This window comes from Sulfuriflexus mobilis, assembly GCF_003967195.1.
GTDB lineage: Bacteria > Pseudomonadota > Gammaproteobacteria > AKS1 > AKS1 > Sulfuriflexus > Sulfuriflexus mobilis.
In genome coordinates this window covers 678,238-694,498 of record NZ_AP018725.1, presented here as the reverse complement: position 1 = coordinate 694,498, position 16,261 = coordinate 678,238, and the positions used below count along the sequence as shown (strand labels likewise).

Genomic DNA, 16,261 nt, shown 5'->3' with positions numbered 1-16,261 from the left:
CTCAGTGGTTTTTTTACCGGTGTTTTTTTGCCTGCTACAGGCATAGGCAACGCTGTCTGCGGATATTGCGCGGCCAATGGTTCACCACAACCCAGGTGTAAATTGTGTAACTTGTAATGCGTCATACCGGTTCCTCCTTGCCCAATTGTTCGGCCAGTTGTGCAGCGACCGCGCCGATATTACCGGCACCGAGTGTTAGCAAGACATCACCGTCACGCAGCACGGCCTTCAGGGCCTTGGGCAATTCTTCAGGCTGTTCCACAAAGACCGGGTCGACCTGGCCACGGGCGCGGATCGCACGACACAGCGTACGCCCGTCGGCACCGGCAATCGGTTCTTCACTGGCGGCATAAACCTCGAGCATTAACAACACATCGGGCTCAGACAGCACGTGGGCAAAGTCCTCAAACAAGTCACGGGTTCGCGAGTAGCGATGTGGCTGGAAGACCACGACCTGGCGTCGGTCAGGCCAGGCCGTGCGCGCCGCCTGCAGAGTCGCCTGCAGTTCGCGCGGGTGATGACCGTAGTCATCGACATGCAGGACCGTGCCTGCTGTGGTCTGGATGTCGCCATTGATCTGGAAACGCCGACCAATACCCTGAAAACTTTCCAGGGCTCGCTGGATGGCGGCGTCTTCGACACCCAACTCAAGTGCAATCGCTATCGCCGCCAGGGCATTCATGACGTTGTGTGTACCCGGCATGTTCAGGCGTACGGGCAATGGCTTGGCCGCTTTACGAACCAGGTTAAAGCGAGTGCTGGCGACTTCCTGGACGATGTCTTCGGCACGGATATCGGCCTCGGCATGCGTGCCATAAGTGCGAACGGGGCGCGTCACTTCCGGCAGCACATCTCTTACGGCATCGTCATCCAGGCACATCACCGCCAGACCATAGAATGGCAGGTGATGCAGGAAGTCGATAAAGGTCTGGCGCAGGCGGTTAAAGTCACCCCCATAGGTCTGCATGTGATCGGCATCGATATTTGTCACCACTGCCAGCACCGGTTGCAGGTAGAGGAAGGAGGCATCACTCTCATCGGCCTCGGCCACCAGGTACTCGCTCTCGCCGAGGCGCGCATGCACGCCGGCACTGTTGAGCTTGCCACCAATGACAAAGGTCGGGTCGAGTTCGGCCTCGGCGAGGATACTCGCGATCAGGCTGGTGGTGGTGGTCTTGCCATGCGTACCGGCCACGGCGATGCCGAAGCGGAAGCGCATCAGCTCGGCGAGCATCTCGGCACGCGGCACCACGGGGATGCGCGCGGCGTGTGCGGCCTGTAATTCCGGGTTGTCCTCACTGACCGCGGTGGACACCACCAGCACATCACAGTCGCGAACATTCTCTGCCGCATGACCGATATAAATCTTTGTGCCGAGACCTTGCAACCGCTGGGCCATGGCATTCATGTGCAGGTCCGAACCGGAGACCTCGTAACCAAGATTGTGCATCACCTCGGCGATACCGCCCATACCGGCACCACCGATACCGACAAAGTGGATCCGTCGCATACGCTGCATGCGGCTGTTGACGTGCGGCAGATTTTGCACATTGACCTTAGTTGTCATCAGGCCGCCTCCATCGCTTGCATACACAAATTTGCCACATCTTCGGTCGCATGAATCCGTGCCTGCTGGCGCGCCGCACCGGCCATCGCGGGCAGGCGCTGACGCTGGCCGATAATCCCCTGCAGCAACTCGGCCAGGCTATCGGGGTTCAACTTGTCTTGGGGTAACAACAACGCCGCACCGGCCTCTACGAGGAAACCGGCATTGGCGGTCTGGTGATCATCCACCGCGTACGGATAGGGCACGAGAATGGAGGCCACACCGGCGGCGGCGAGTTCGGCAATGGTCAGCGCGCCGGCACGACAAATCACCAGGTCTGCCCAGGCATAGGCCTCGGCCATGTCCTCGATAAAGGCCTCCACGCGGGCCGGAATCGACTTGATGTCATAATCGACACGTGTCTCTTCCTGCATCGCTTTACCGGTTTGGTGCCAGATCGTCGGCGGTGGATCGGTTTTCAGCCGTTCTACCGCCGCCGGCACCACCTGGTTGAGTGCCTGCGCACCCAGACTGCCGCCAATGATGAGCAGGTGCAGCGGCCCACTGCGTCCGGCCAGGCGTTGCGCCGGCGCCGCGATGGCCGCGATCTCGGCACGCACCGGATTACCGGTCTGTATGGCAGATACATTATCTTTAAAGGAAGACGGGAAGGCCTCCATGACGGTATCGGCAAAACGTGCCAGTAATGTATTGGTCAGACCGGCAACGGCATTTTGCTCATGGACGAGCAGCGGCCGGCGTAACAACCAGCTGGCGATGCCGCCCGGGCCGGTGACAAAGCCGCCCATGCCCAGGACCGCGGCAGGCTTTAACTTCATCACCACACCGAGCGCGACCAGCAGTGCATAACTGATACGGAACGGGGCCAGTAACCAGCCCAGCGCCCCCTTGCCACGCAGGCCACTGATCGGGATGGTGTGCAAGGGAATATTCGCCGCCGGTACCAGACGAGACTCGAGACCGCGTTGTGTGCCCAGCCAGTCAACCGCGACCCCTTGCTGACGCAATTTTTCGGCCACGGCCAGGGCCGGGAAGACATGCCCACCGGTACCCCCGGCCATGATCAGAATGCGTGGCGGGTTTTTACGCTGAGCATTGCTCATCGGCCACCTCCCCGCTTCACATCGACCGAGCGCAACCAGGCCTCGCGCGTTTCGATATCGACACGCAATAACAGGCCCACCGCCACGCAGGCCGCCAGCATGCTGCTGCCGCCATAACTCATTAGTGGCAGGGTCAGACCCTTGGTCGGCAAGACGCCGGTATTCACGCCGATATTGATAAAGGCCTGCATGCTTAACCACAGGCTGATGCCATAGGCGCTGTAGGCAGCGAAGTGCAGACCCAGCTGGCGTGCCTGATTGGCAATGCGGAAGGCGCGTACGGCGATGAAGGCAAACAGCAACACCACGGCCAGGGCACCGAACATACCCAGTTCCTCGGCGAGGACGGCAAACACAAAATCGGTATGCGCCTCGGGCAAGTAAAACAATTTTTGCACACTGCCCCCAAGGCCAACACCGAACCACTCACCGCGACCAAAGGCGATCAGGGACTGGGTCAGCTGGAAGCCGCTGTTGAACGGGTCTGCCCAGGGATTTAAGAAGGCCGTCACGCGTTCCATACGGTAGGGTGAGGTCACCGTCAGGGTCGCCACGGCCCCGGCCATGAGTAACAGCAACACCCCGAAGTGCCAGATACGGACACCACCGAGAAACATCATGCCCAGCGCGGTAGCAAAGATCACTGCCGCGGCCCCCATGTCGGGTTCCATCAGTAACAACAGCGCCGCCAGCACCAGCACCAGCATCGGCTTGAGGAAACCCCATACAGTCGTACGCACCTCGTCACCGCGTCGTACCAGGTAACCGGCCAGGTAGACGATTACAAACAGTTTCATAAATTCGGAGGGTTGCAGGTTAAACACGCCCAGTGACAACCAGCGGATACTGCCATTGATCTCGCGAGCTACCCCGGGCAAGAGGATAAAACCCAGTAACAACAAACCACAGATGAGCAATAAGGCGCTGACACGCTCCCAGAGATCGAGCGGTATACGTGTCACCACAGCGGCCAACCCCAGTCCGAGCAGGACGTACAAAGCCTGGCGCAATAAATAATAGAAAGGCTGGCCAAGTTGACGATCGGCAATTGAAATCGATGCCGAGGCGACCATGATCAGGCCCAGCCCGAGCAGGATCAGGACCGCCGTCAACAAGGCATAATCGAAACGGGCCTGGACGTCGCTACGCTTGCGTTGCCGCGTGGTGTTTGCAGCAAAGGCGGTGGCGTGATGCGTGGCGGCTATCATGATGACAGTCCTCCCACCGCGGCGATAAAGTCAGCACCACGTTCTTCAAAATTATTATACATATCAAAACTGGCGCAGGCCGGTGATAACAACACACTGTCGCCGGGCTGCGCACAATTGGCAGCCTGCTGTACGGCATCATGCATGTCGTTGGCATACTGAACAGGCACCACGCCCTGTATGGCCAGTTCAATCAGTGGCGCATCACGGCCCAATAACACCACACAACGTACATGCCCTTTCACGGCTTCACGCAAGGCGGAAAAATCCGCGCCCTTGCCATCACCACCGGCGATCAACACCAACGTGCCGGGCATGCCTTCGAGTGCCGCCGTGGCCGCGCCCACATTGGTGGCCTTGGAGTCGTTATACCAGCGCACACCCTTTATATCGGCGACCCACTCACTGCGATGGGCCAGCCCCTTGAATGTGCGTAACACCTTCAGCATGGCCTCCAGGTCCAGGTCAATGGCCGAACCCAGCGCCAGTGCCGCCAGGGCGTTGGCCTGGTTGTGGCGCCCAACGAGTTTCATATCTTTAACCGCCAGCAGGGCCTGTGTGCCTCTGGAAAGGTAGACCTCACCGGCCTTTTCAAGCAGACCAAAGTCATTGTCCTTCGGCACAGACAGGGAAAAACGGATCACCCGCCGTTGTGTATCGGCCATGGCCTCGACCATCGGGTCATCGGCATTGATCACCATCACCCCGTCACCGCGATACACGCCCTGCTTGGCCCGTGCATAGGCCTCGACGCTGTCGTAACGGTCCATGTGATCCGCCGTCACGTTCAACACCACGGCGGCCACGGCGTTCAGCGAATACGTGGTCTCGAGCTGGAAACTGGACAGTTCCAGCACATAGAGTCCCGTCTTGTCATCATGCAACAGTTCCAGTGCCGGCATGCCGAGGTTGCCGCCAACCTGCACCTGCACGCCGCTGGCACGCGCCATCTCGGCGAGCAGCGTGGTAACCGTGCTCTTGCCATTGGTACCGGTAATCGCCACTACCGGGGCCTTCGCCTCGCGGGCAAATAATTCAATATCACCAAGGACCTCGGCACCGTGTTGCTCGGCGGCCTGAACATGCCGGCCATGTCGCGAGATGCCCGGGCTCAGTATGATCTGCTCGGCCTCGGCAAAATCACTATCAAGAAAACCGCCAACATGCACGGTAAGTTCCGGCATTTCATCACGCAGTTGTTGCAGCCCCGGTGGTTGCATACGGCTGTCGGTGATCACAAACGGCACACCCCGCGCAGCCAGGTGGCGCGCGCAGGACAGACCGGTTTTACCCAGCCCGACCACGAGTGTTTGTTGTGCCTGTTTGTTCACTTTTTTTGCTCGTTTCCCTTAACGCAGTTTCAGTGTGGCCAGACCGATCAAGACGAGGATCACGGTCACGATCCAGAAGCGCACGATCACGCGCGGTTCCGGCCAGCCCTTTAATTCAAAATGGTGATGTAACGGTGCCATGCGGAAAATACGTTTACCGGTCAGCTTGAACGAAATGACCTGCAAGATCACTGAGACGGTCTCCATGACAAATACGCCACCCATGATCACCAGCACCAGTTCCTGACGAACCACCACGGCCACCACACCGAGGGCTGCGCCGAGGGCCAGCGCACCGACATCGCCCATGAAGACCTGGGCCGGATAGGCGTTGAACCAGAGAAAACCCAGACCGGCACCGACCAGGGCACCACAGAAGATCACAACCTCGCCGACACCCGGTACATAGGGGATCAACAGGTATGAAGCGAGTTTTACGTTACCGGTGGTATAGGCAAAGATCCCCAACGCACCACCGACCATGACCGTTGGCAGGATCGCCAGGCCATCGAGACCATCGGTCAGATTCACGGCGTTACTCGAACCGACAATGACAAAGTACACCAGCGGGATAAACAACCAGCCCAATTGAATCGAAACACTCTTAAAGAATGGCACGATCAGTGTCGTTTCGGCACTCAGGGTCGCGGTCTTATAGAGGAAGATGGCGATGAGGATACCGCACACAGACTGCCACAGGTACTTATAACGCGACTTCAGGCCCTTCGGGTCCTGCTTCACCAGTTTGATGTAATCATCGTAAAAACCGATCACACCGAAGGCCAGCATGGTCACAAGAACCACCCAGATATAACGGTTGTTCAAATCTGCCCAGAGCAAGGTGCTGACGGCAATCGCGACGATAATCAACGCCCCACCCATGGTCGGGGTCCCGGCCTTACTCAAGTGTGACTGTGGACCGTCATCACGGATCGGCTGACCAATCTGTTTCATGGTCAGGCGGCGAATCATGGTCGGGCCAATCATAAAGGAGATAAGCAGTGCAGTCAGCACACCGAGGATGGCGCGCAGTGTCAGGTACTGGAAGACATTAAAGCCGCTGTAGGTTTCCGCCAGTTGTTGTGTCAGGTAGTACAACATGTCTACACTTCCTCCAGCAAACCGGTGACGATACGTTCCATCTGCATGAGACGTGAGCCCTTGATCAACACTACGCAGTTTTCATCCAGCTGTTCCCGCAATGCCTGTAGCAAGTCATCATGTTCCGTAAAGTGCTGCCCCCCGACACCAAAGGCCTCAACGGCATAGCGGCTGTTCTCTCCCAGTGCATAGAGAAACTGGACATTGGCCTCGCGCGCCTGCGCGGCGACACCCTCATGCAGGCTGATGGCCTCTTCACCCAGTTCACCCATGTCGCCCAGTACCAGCACACGTTTACCCGGCATCATCTCCAGCACATCCAGACCGGCCTGCAATGAAGAGGGATTGGCGTTATAGGTGTCATCAATAAGCATTGCACCATTGCTGGCTGTCTGCGCGCGTAAACGGCCCTTGACGTTTTGCATGTTCAGCAAACCATCGCGCACCTCTTCTAAAGACACACCCACTGCCAGACTCGCCGCACTGGCAGCGAGGGCATTCATAACGTTGTGCTGGCCCACCAGGGGCAGACGGATATCGATACGACCCTGCGGGGTTTGCAGGACAAAGCAGGTCTGCCAGTCCGCCAAGTTGAATTCGATCTCACTGGCAGACACCTCGGCGGACTGTTGAATACCAAAACGCAGCACCTGCGCCGGTTTGGCCCGCTCGCACCAGTAATCCGCGTAGTGATCATCGGCATTGATGACGGCCGTCGCCGACTCGCTCAGGGCCTCGAACATTTCACCCTTGGCCCGGGCCACGCCATCAAGGCCGCCAAAACCTTCGAGGTGGGCCGACATGGCATTGGTGACCACGCCAACAGCCGGCTTCGCCAGCGAGGCAAGGTAGGCGATCTCACCGGCATGGTTGGCACCCATTTCAATCACCGCATGGCTATGAGTGACATCCAGCCGCAACAGGGTCATGGGCACACCAATATCATTGTTCAGGTTGCCCACTGTCACCAGTGGTTGGCCCTTCACACGCAGGATAGCGGCGATCATTTCCTTGACCGTGGTCTTGCCATTGCTGCCGGTGATCGCCACCAGCGGGATGTGAAAACGATCTCGCCAGGCACTTGCCAGGCTGCCGAGTGCCTGGCGGGTATCCTCGACGAGCAAGACCGGCACCCCGGTCTCGACCGGGCGACTGACCACTATGGCCACGGCGCCACTGGCGGTGGCCTCGGCGATAAACGCATGGGCATCAAAATGCTCACCCTGCAAGGCAATAAATAATTCACCCCGTTGCACGCTGCGTGTATCGGTACTGACGCCCTTGAAGTGCACATCGGTGCCCTGATACGGCACACCCAGCACGCTGGCGGCCTCTGAAAGCTGCATGCTGCAGGCGTTCACTGGTCACCCCCGAGGCATTCGGCGATCACTTCTGCATCGTTAAACGGCAAACGCTGATCACCGATCAATTGATAATTCTCATGCCCCTTGCCGGCAACCAGGATAATGTCGCTGCTCCCTGCACGGGCAATGGCGTAGGCGATGGCAGCACGTCGATCAGTCTCGATATGCAGCTTGTCGGTGTTCTGGATGCCTCCACGGATGTCTTCAATGATCGCCCGACTGTCTTCGCTACGCGGATTATCATCGGTGAGGATAATGTGGTCGGCCCATTGCTCGGCAACACTGCCCATCAGGGGGCGCTTGCCACGGTCCCGATCCCCCCCGCAACCAAATACACAATACAATTCACTCCGGCAGTGCACCCGCAGGGCGCTCAGTGCCTGCTCCAGGGCATCCGGGCTATGTGCATAGTCGACGACAACCATGGGTTGTCCCTTTGCCGACTCGATCTTCTGCATGCGACCCGGCACACTCTGTAACTGCTGTATCCCCGCCAGCACACTGGGTAACCGCATACCGGTTAACAGGGCCACGGCCATTACCGCCAGTACATTGCTGGCATTGAAGCGACCAAACAGTGGGCTTTGCAATTCACCATCACCCCAGGGGCTGCTGACCTGCACGGACATGCCATCGCCGCTGAAGTGCAGGTCACTACCCTGCACACAACCCAGGTGCATAACGCTGTGACGCAACTCCGTCGACTCGGCATTGCCTTCTTCGCTGAGGCTATAGGCCACCGACTGCACACTATCCGGCAGGCTGATCAATAACTCACGACCAAAGGCATCATCGGCATTGATCACCGCATAGCGCAGCCCGGCCTGCTCAAACAGCAATTGTTTACTGCGGGCATAATTTTCCATATCGCCGTGGTAATCGAGGTGATCACGAGTCAGGTTGGTAAATACGGCCGTGTCAAAGCTCACACCACTGACACGCCCCTGCTCGAGACCATGTGACGAGACCTCCATGCACACATACTCCAGGCCATCATCGCGCATCTCGGCAAACAGCTTGTGCAGGGTCACGGCATCGGGTGTCGTGTGGGTAGTGCTTGTCAATTGACCGAATTTGCCATTACCCAGGGTGCCGATCAGGCCACAGGGAGCGCGCGCAGTAGACAACAGGCTGGCGAGGAAGTGACTGCATGAAGTCTTGCCATTAGTGCCCGTGATACCAATCACGTGCATGGCCTGTGAGGGCTGGCCATAAAAACGCTCAGCGATCACGCCCACCTTGATGCTCAACTCCTTCACCGCCACCAGCGGAATGCCCAGGCCCTGCAAAGGCACGAGTATCTCGCCCAGCTGACCCTGTAGTTGTTGTTCACTCGGCGTTTCATAGGCAATCGCCACGGCACCTTTTTTCACAGCAGACTCGGCGTATTGCAGACCATGACTGCGCAACCCCGCACAGGCAAGGAACAGGTCTCCGCTTTGAATCTGGTCGCTGTTCAGGCTCATGCCCGTGACATCACAACTTACCGTGATGTCACGCTCGGCCAGGTCCGCCAGCAGACTGGCCAAGGGGTAGGCCCGCACGGGGGGCTGTACGACGGTCATCATGGCCGACCTCCGGCAACGTAACCTGCAGCCGCCATCATCTGTTCAGTAGATTCCGGCAGGGCATCCGGGGCGATATTCAGCAGGCGCAAGGCACCGGCCATAACATTGGCAAAGACCGGCGCCGCGACCACGCCACCATAATAATCACCATTACTCGGCTCGTTCACCATCACCACCATCACCAGGCGCGGGTGACTCACCGGTGCCAGACCCGCAAACAGCGACAGGTAACGTTCTTCAACATAACCACCAATACCGGACTTGCGCACCGTGCCGGTCTTGCCCGCCACCCGGTAACCCGGCACGGCGGCACGCGTCGCTGTACCGCCTGGTTCTACCACGCGCTCCAGCATGTGACGGACCTGGATAGCCACGTCTTCATCCATCACACGTTGCTGATTTGCCGTCACGGCCTCAATATCATCGACACGTTGCAATGAAAGCGGACGCTGATAACCATCCGTGGCAAACACGCTATAGGCCTGCGCCAACTGTAATAAGGTCGCAGAGAGCCCATAGCCAAACGACAACGTCGCACGGTCGATATCGCGCCACTTACGGAACTCGGTTAACAGGCCACTCGACTCCCCGGGGAAACCACTGCTTGTGATCTCACCAAAGCCGACCCGGTTCAACATATCCCACTGTTGCTCAGCGGTTAAGGCCAGCGCCATCTTGCTGGCGCCGACATTGCTGGATTTTTGCAGCACCGTTGCCACATCGATCAAACCGTAGTTTTTACTGTCTTTGACCGTATTCGCGCCAAGCATGTAATGGCCCGGTGCGGTCTGGATCTGTGTACTTGCCTTGAACTTTCCGGATTCGAGCGCTGCCGCAATAGTAAAAGGCTTCATGGTTGAACCCGGCTCAAAGACATCGGTCACCGCACGGTTACGGTAACGATCACCACGCAGGTTACGACGATTATTCGGGTTAAAGGCCGGCTGATTGACCATGGCCAGGACTTCACCGGTCTTGATATCCAGCACCACGGCTGAGCCGGAACGGGCCTTGTGCTTTTGTACCGCAGCCTTGAGTTCGCTATAGGCGAGATACTGGATACGTCGGTCAATACTCAGGGCCATGGAACCACCCGGCTGCGGTACACGGATGCTTTCCACGTTCTCAACAATACGACCGAGGCGGTCTTTCAGTACGCGCTTGCTACCCGGCTGGCCACGCAGCCAGTCGTCATAGGCCAGTTCGATCCCCTCCTGGCCTTCATCATCAATATTGGTAAAACCAATCAGATGACCGGCGACCTCACCTGCCGGGTAATAACGGCGGTATTCACGCTGCAGGGATACGCCGGCGATACCGAGAGCCACCACATCCTGCGCCAGGTCAGGGTGACTATGGCGTTGCAGGTAAACAAATTCGCGGCCACGGCGTGAAGCGAGTATTTGTTGCAGCTTGTCAGTATCCATCTTTAAGGCGCGTGCCAGCTGAGGCAGGCGCTCACGCTCGAGGAGTAATTCCTGGGGGTTGGCCCAGATGGAATCTACCGGTGTGCTGATCGCCAGTGGTTCACCATGCCGATCGGTGATCATGCCACGATGGGCGGCCATGCCGACCACACGCAGCGAGCGTGCATCACCCTGGCCCTGTAAAAAGTCATGGCGCAGCACGTGCAGATCGACAATGCGCCAGCCCAGCAACGCAGCGGCCAGCAGCAACAGGCCCAGCGTGAAGCGGCTGCGAAAACGATAGCGCAGTGGCTGTGTGTCCGATGTCGTCATCAGTATTTGAGTATCCTGATACTCTTGGTTTCGGGTACGACCATATCCAGGCGTTCACGTGCGGTCGCCGCTACACGCCCATGTGTGGTCCAGGTACTTTGCTCCAGTTGCAAACGCCCCCAGTCGACGTTCATCTCGTCGCGTTGCTCCTGCAAGGACTGCAACTCGACAAATAACTTGCGGCTTTCATGGCGGCTATAGACCACACCCAGTGCCGAAACCATGACCGCCACACCCAGTAAGGTAATACCAACCGGTATTTGCATCAGAGCTTCTCCGCCACGCGTAACACGGCACTGCGTGCACGCGGATTCACGGCAAGCTCGGCCGCATCGGCATAGATTGCCTTGCCAACGGCGCGCATGCGCGGATTCAGCATATCGGCCGTTACCGGCAGGTCACGCGGCATATCATCGCCACGTACCTGCTGACGAATAAAACGCTTCACAATCCTGTCTTCGAGTGAATGAAAACTGATCACTGCCAGGCGCCCGCCCACAGCCAGCACATCAAGTGTCTGTGTAAGCACTTCATGCAATTCATCCAGCTCGCGATTAATAAAAATACGGAAGGCCTGAAAACTGCGCGTAGCCGGATGTTTGTGCTTCTCATGTGAAGGATTTGCTGCAGAGATAATCTCGACCAGTTGTGCCGTTGTGGTGATCGGATTTTCATTTCGTGCCTTGCATAGTGCGCGGGCAATACGTTTACCATGACGCTCTTCGCCGTAATCAAACAACACCTGACTGATATCACGTTCACTGGCCTCAGCCAGCCATTCGGCAACTGACTGGCCGCTCTCGTTATCCATGCGCATATCCAGCGGACCATCATGCTGGAAACTGAAGCCACGTTCGGGGTCATCCAACTGCGGAGACGAGACACCCAGGTCGAGTAACAAACCATCGACCTTGCCCAATAAGTCATTGTCTTCGACCAGCGTTCTTAACATCGTGAACGAGCCTCGCTGTATGCTGAATCGTTCGTCCTGCCCTGCCAATGCCTGTGCCGCCTCAACCGCCTGCGGGTCCCTGTCCAGGGCCAGCAGCCGACCGTTTGGCCCGAGTCGCTGCAACACCGCCCGTGCATGACCACCGCGACCAAAGGTGCCATCGACATAGACGCCATCGGTTTTTATATTCAGGGCGTCAAGCACCGCCTCGAGCATGACCGGCTTATGGTGATAATCTTTTTCTGCTGGTCCGCTCATACACGCCGCATCTATACCCTTACAATCCTGGCCGGCATCCACCGACGTCGCCTAGAGTGACAGCGATCCCAGTTCATCCGGCATTTCAAGCTCGTCATCTTCCTCCACCAACCAGACATCGCGGCGTTCAGTCCAGACCTGCTCATCCCAAAGCTCGAACTTGTTGCCTTGCCCAATCAGGACGGCCTGCCGATTAAGGCTGGCGAATTCACGTAGTGGCGGTGGCAATAACACACGACCATTGCCATCCAGCTGACACTCGGTGGCATGCCCGATCAGCAAACGTTGCAGACGACGGGCCTGTTTGTTGAGGCTCGGCAGGCGCACCAGCTTGCGTTCTATCTCTTCCCATTCAGGCAATGGATACAGCAACAGACAGTGATCGCGATCGACGGTGATGACCAGTTGGCCCTCACAACGTTCTTGCAGGCGCTCACGGTATCGCGTTGGCATAGCCATGCGACCCTTTGCATCCAGCGTGATGTTATTTACGCCTCGAAACACCGCGATCCACTCCGCCTCTGTGATCCATTTATTTCCACTTTATACCACTTCTTTACACTATAGGCCTCAACCCTAGCACTGTCAAGCCGACCCACCCCACTCTCAAGTAGATTTCTTGCTTTGCACACAAGGACTTAGCGAGCTTCAGGGGAGTGTGAAATACGTCGCAAAAAGGCAACAATAAAAATTTTGCAATTCAATAGAAACAATAAGTTACATCGATTACTTAGAGAGGATTATTAAGAAAAACATGAAAGGTGGGAGTCGGCCGATAAGCCGGGTTCTGTCGAGGACGATCATTCATCTGGGTCACGCGTCACCGCGTGCCTCAAGCAACCTACCCGGGAACAATGCGGGCCGCATCGATGTTCCCCTATTTGGTCTTGCTCCGAGTGGGGTTTACCCTGCCACCACTGTTACCAGCGGCGCGGTGCGCTCTTACCGCACCATTTCACCCTTACCGGCGACCGAGGTCGCTTAGGCGGTATATTTTCTGCGGCACTTTCCGTAGGCTCGCGCCCCCCAGGGGTTACCTGGCACTCTGCCCTATGGAGCCCGGACTTTCCTCCATCCCTTGCGGAACAGCGATCGCCTGGCCGACTCCCGCACCTATTATAACCGAAACAGACATCGGACGGGTCTCACGGTAAAGCAAATATATTCGGCGATGCGACGATCGCCAGGCTTAGCTCACCCGAGGGGGATCAGGGGATTTCGACTTTTGCAGGGCCAGTGCCTTATTATAGAGGGCGTTGCGCTTGCCGCCGGTGATCCGCGCGGCCAGGCTGGCCGCCTGCTTGACCGGCAACTCCTCCAGCAAGACACTGAGCAAATGCGCCTCATCGACCGCCGGGGCCTCTGTCACGACCTCGGCGCCGGCCACCACGAGCACAAACTCACCACGTTGCTGATTGCTATCGGCCTGCGCCCATTCGTACAAAGCATCTAGCCGATCGCCGTGCAGGGTCTCAAAGGTCTTGGTGAGTTCACGCGCGACCACGGCCTCGCGACCGGCACCCAGCACATCGCGCAGGTCGGCCAGCGTGGCGAGGATGCGGTGCGGGGATTCATAAAAGATCAGGGTACGGCTTTCCTGCGCCAGCGCTTTCAGGCGCGCACGGCGGGCGGCGGGCTTGGCGGAAAGAAAACCCTCGAAAACGAAGCGGTCGGTGGGCAGGCCGGCCACCGACAAGGCCGTGATCAGGGCCGATGGCCCGGGGATCGGCACCACCTTGACCCCGGCCGCGCGCACGGCGCGCACCAGTGTGTAACCCGGGTCACTGATGAGCGGCGTACCGGCATCCGAGATCAGGGCCACGTCATCCCCCGCCTGCAGGCGTTCCAGCAGACCGGCCACACGCTGGCTTTCATTGTGATCATGCAGGGACAACATCGGTGTATCACAACCAATATGTTGTAACAGGCGACGGCTGACACGGGTATCCTCGGCCGCGATCACGGCCACCTGTGACAAGGTCTCGGCGGCGCGCGGACTCAGGTCGCCAAGGTGCCCAATCGGAGTGGCAACAACAAAGAGTGTGCCGGGATTCATTGACAGGCCTCGAGCGGGCCAAGATACTGTGCAGCCATGATCGCAACTGTATCACATCCCGGTTTCCTCGCTGCTGCCCGGCGGCATTTGCCCGCCACCGTCCTTGCTGCCCTGCTGTGCGTCGGGCTCAGCGCCTGCACCCTGCCGGACGGCGTCCCGGATATCTCATTCCCCGGGCAAGAGCCCGCCCCCCAATCGGCCGAGGCCCTCAGCCGGCAGGGGCGGCACGCCGACGCCGCCCAGGCCTGGCTGGCACTGGCCGCGACGGCCCCGGCAGAACAACGGGATGGTCTGTTGTTACGTGCTAGTGAGTCCTTACTTGATGACGGACAAACCGAGGCCGCCGCCAATGTCCTCGTGCAGGTCCAGCAACGCGACAGCCTGCCCGCCCGGCTGCTCGGTGCCCGTCTGCAATTGGCCATGCATCGCCCGGCGGCCGTGCTGGAACAACTCGAGCCACTGCGTCAGCAACCACTGGATAGGGCGCAGCAACGCCAGTTTCTGGGTATGTTGGCTGAGGCCTATGCCCGTATCGGGAATCATTTTGAATCCGCACACCATTACGACCTGCTCGACAGCCTGCTCGATGACCCTATGCAACAGGATGCCAACCGGGCCGCCCTCTGGTCCGAATTGAATAGATTGACCGAGGCCAGCCTGCGCAGCCTCTACGCCGCCAGCGCCCCGGGGACCCTGCGTGCCTGGCTGGAACTGGCCGTGATCAACAAACGCGGGCAGGGAGATGCCAGCCAACTCGAGGAATGGCGCAGCCGCCACCCACAACACCCGGCGGCACAACGTTTTATCAATACCCTGCGCAATATCAGTGCCGCCACCACCCCGCAACCGAAACAACTGGCCCTGTTACTGCCCTTGAGCGGTCAGTATGCCGACGTCGCCCGCGCCGTGCGTGACGGTTTTCTTGCCGCCTATTACGCCGACAAACCCGGCGCGGACAACATCCGCTTGCGTATCTATAACACCAATGAAGACAATATCGAGGCAGTCTATCAGCAGGCCGTGGCGGAAGGTGCCGAATTTATTGTTGGCCCACTGAGCAAGGCCGCCGTGAGCAAACTTGCTGCACAGCCCAGCCTGACGGTGCCGACCCTGACCCTGAACAATACACAAAGTGAACAATACAAAGAGGGCCTCTACCAGTTTGCCCTGCTACCGGAAGACGAGGCACGCCAGGTCGCCGAGCGGATCTGGCTCGATGGTCATAGTCAGGGGGTGATGCTCTACCCGAACACGGACTGGGGTGAACGCCTACTCACCGCCTTTAACACACACTGGCAACAACTCGGTGGCAAGCTGGTGGAGGTGCAGGCCTATCCCCTGGCCAAGGTCGACTATGCAAAATCGATTCGTGACCTGTTCAACGTCGATAACAGCCGTGATCGTTACCAAAACCTGAAACGGGTGCTCAAGCAAAAGATCGAGTTTGAAACCCGTCGTCGTCAGGATGTCGATTTTGTCTTCCTCGCTGGATTTTCCGAACAGGCACGACAGATTCGACCACAGCTCAAGTTTTACCATGCCGGTGATCTGCCTGTTTATTCTACCTCGCATGTTTATAGTGGATATATCGATACCGAAAAAGACCGCGACATGAACGGGATTACCTTTGGTGACATGCCGTGGACACTGAGCGGCGCCCGCACCGAACCCCTGCATACAACCATTAATGCGCTCTGGCCTGCCGAGAGCGAAAAGTATGCCCGCCTGTATGCCTTTGGTCTGGATGCCTACCGGCTGCTGCCACACCTGCGGCGTTTGCAACAATATCCCTTTGAACGCTATAGCGGCCAGACCGGCAGTCTGCGTATGGACGAGCAACAACGCCTGCGCCGGCAATTGAGCTGGGCGACATTCCGTTATGGGAAACCCCGCCTGCTTGAGCAGGCACCCGCGCCGGCCGCGCCCGCACAATTAACACCGGCAACACTTCCCGAACCGACCAGACCGGTGCCATTAACGCCGCCGAGCTGAACAGCGGCAATGACAAGGACAG

General features: G+C 58.3%; 13 protein-coding genes and 1 other RNA gene. 1 reads left to right on the top strand and 13 read right to left on the bottom strand.

Annotated elements, in window-relative coordinates:
- Positions 1 to 121 precede the first annotated feature (121 nt).
- The 13 genes from murC to rsmI form a co-directional block, all read right to left on the bottom strand.
- Positions 122 to 1,567, bottom strand: coding sequence for a UDP-N-acetylmuramate--L-alanine ligase (gene murC / locus EL386_RS03600; RefSeq protein WP_126453514.1), 1,446 nt, complete (start codon positions 1,565 to 1,567; stop codon positions 122 to 124).
- A complete protein-coding gene (gene murG, locus EL386_RS03595; RefSeq protein ID WP_126453512.1) occupies positions 1,567 to 2,670 on the bottom strand; it encodes an undecaprenyldiphospho-muramoylpentapeptide beta-N-acetylglucosaminyltransferase in 1,104 nt (367 codons plus the stop codon). Before murG ends, murC begins: the two co-directional genes overlap by 1 nt.
- Positions 2,667 to 3,878, bottom strand: a complete 1,212-nt coding sequence (gene ftsW, locus EL386_RS03590) for a putative lipid II flippase FtsW (protein ID WP_126453510.1) — start codon at positions 3,876 to 3,878, stop codon at positions 2,667 to 2,669. The genes murG and ftsW overlap by 4 nt, the downstream gene beginning before the upstream one ends.
- Positions 3,875 to 5,209, bottom strand: a complete 1,335-nt coding sequence (gene murD, locus EL386_RS03585) for a UDP-N-acetylmuramoyl-L-alanine--D-glutamate ligase (RefSeq protein WP_126453508.1) — start codon at positions 5,207 to 5,209, stop codon at positions 3,875 to 3,877. Before murD ends, ftsW begins: the two co-directional genes overlap by 4 nt.
- 18 nt (positions 5,210 to 5,227) lie before the next feature.
- Positions 5,228 to 6,310: a phospho-N-acetylmuramoyl-pentapeptide-transferase gene (mraY, locus tag EL386_RS03580; protein WP_126453506.1), complete on the bottom strand. Its 1,083-nt coding sequence runs from the start codon at positions 6,308 to 6,310 to the stop codon at positions 5,228 to 5,230.
- Between the two features lie 2 nt (positions 6,311 to 6,312).
- Positions 6,313 to 7,671 (bottom strand): UDP-N-acetylmuramoyl-tripeptide--D-alanyl-D-alanine ligase, encoded by a 1,359-nt coding sequence (locus tag EL386_RS03575; RefSeq protein ID WP_232020238.1) that lies wholly within the window; start codon positions 7,669 to 7,671, stop codon positions 6,313 to 6,315.
- Positions 7,668 to 9,242, bottom strand: a complete 1,575-nt coding sequence (locus tag EL386_RS03570; RefSeq protein WP_126453504.1) for a UDP-N-acetylmuramoyl-L-alanyl-D-glutamate--2,6-diaminopimelate ligase — start codon at positions 9,240 to 9,242, stop codon at positions 7,668 to 7,670. The genes EL386_RS03575 and EL386_RS03570 overlap by 4 nt, the downstream gene beginning before the upstream one ends.
- Entirely contained in the window at positions 9,239 to 10,981 is a 1,743-nt protein-coding gene (locus tag EL386_RS03565) for a peptidoglycan D,D-transpeptidase FtsI family protein (RefSeq protein WP_126453502.1), read from the bottom strand. Before EL386_RS03565 ends, EL386_RS03570 begins: the two co-directional genes overlap by 4 nt.
- Positions 10,981 to 11,247 (bottom strand): cell division protein FtsL, encoded by a 267-nt coding sequence (gene ftsL, locus EL386_RS03560; RefSeq protein ID WP_126453500.1) that lies wholly within the window; start codon positions 11,245 to 11,247, stop codon positions 10,981 to 10,983. Before ftsL ends, EL386_RS03565 begins: the two co-directional genes overlap by 1 nt.
- Positions 11,247 to 12,191: a 16S rRNA (cytosine(1402)-N(4))-methyltransferase RsmH gene (gene rsmH, locus EL386_RS03555; protein WP_126453498.1), complete on the bottom strand. Its 945-nt coding sequence runs from the start codon at positions 12,189 to 12,191 to the stop codon at positions 11,247 to 11,249. Before rsmH ends, ftsL begins: the two co-directional genes overlap by 1 nt.
- 51 nt (positions 12,192 to 12,242) lie before the next feature.
- Positions 12,243 to 12,695 (bottom strand): division/cell wall cluster transcriptional repressor MraZ, encoded by a 453-nt coding sequence (gene mraZ, locus EL386_RS03550; RefSeq protein ID WP_126453496.1) that lies wholly within the window; start codon positions 12,693 to 12,695, stop codon positions 12,243 to 12,245.
- Positions 12,696 to 12,951: 256 nt separating this feature from the next.
- Positions 12,952 to 13,299, bottom strand: an RNA gene (rnpB, locus tag EL386_RS03545) — RNase P RNA component class A.
- An 81-nt stretch (positions 13,300 to 13,380) separates the two neighbouring features.
- Positions 13,381 to 14,247 carry a 16S rRNA (cytidine(1402)-2'-O)-methyltransferase gene (rsmI, locus tag EL386_RS03540; RefSeq protein WP_126453494.1) on the bottom strand — a complete coding sequence of 289 codons (867 nt, stop codon included), beginning with the start codon at positions 14,245 to 14,247 and terminating at the stop codon, positions 13,381 to 13,383.
- Between the two features lie 36 nt (positions 14,248 to 14,283).
- Here rsmI and EL386_RS03535 point away from each other — a divergent pair, with 36 nt between their 5' ends.
- Positions 14,284 to 16,239, top strand: coding sequence for a penicillin-binding protein activator (locus EL386_RS03535; protein WP_126453492.1), 1,956 nt, complete (start codon positions 14,284 to 14,286; stop codon positions 16,237 to 16,239).
- The last annotated feature ends 22 nt before the right edge of the window (positions 16,240 to 16,261 follow it).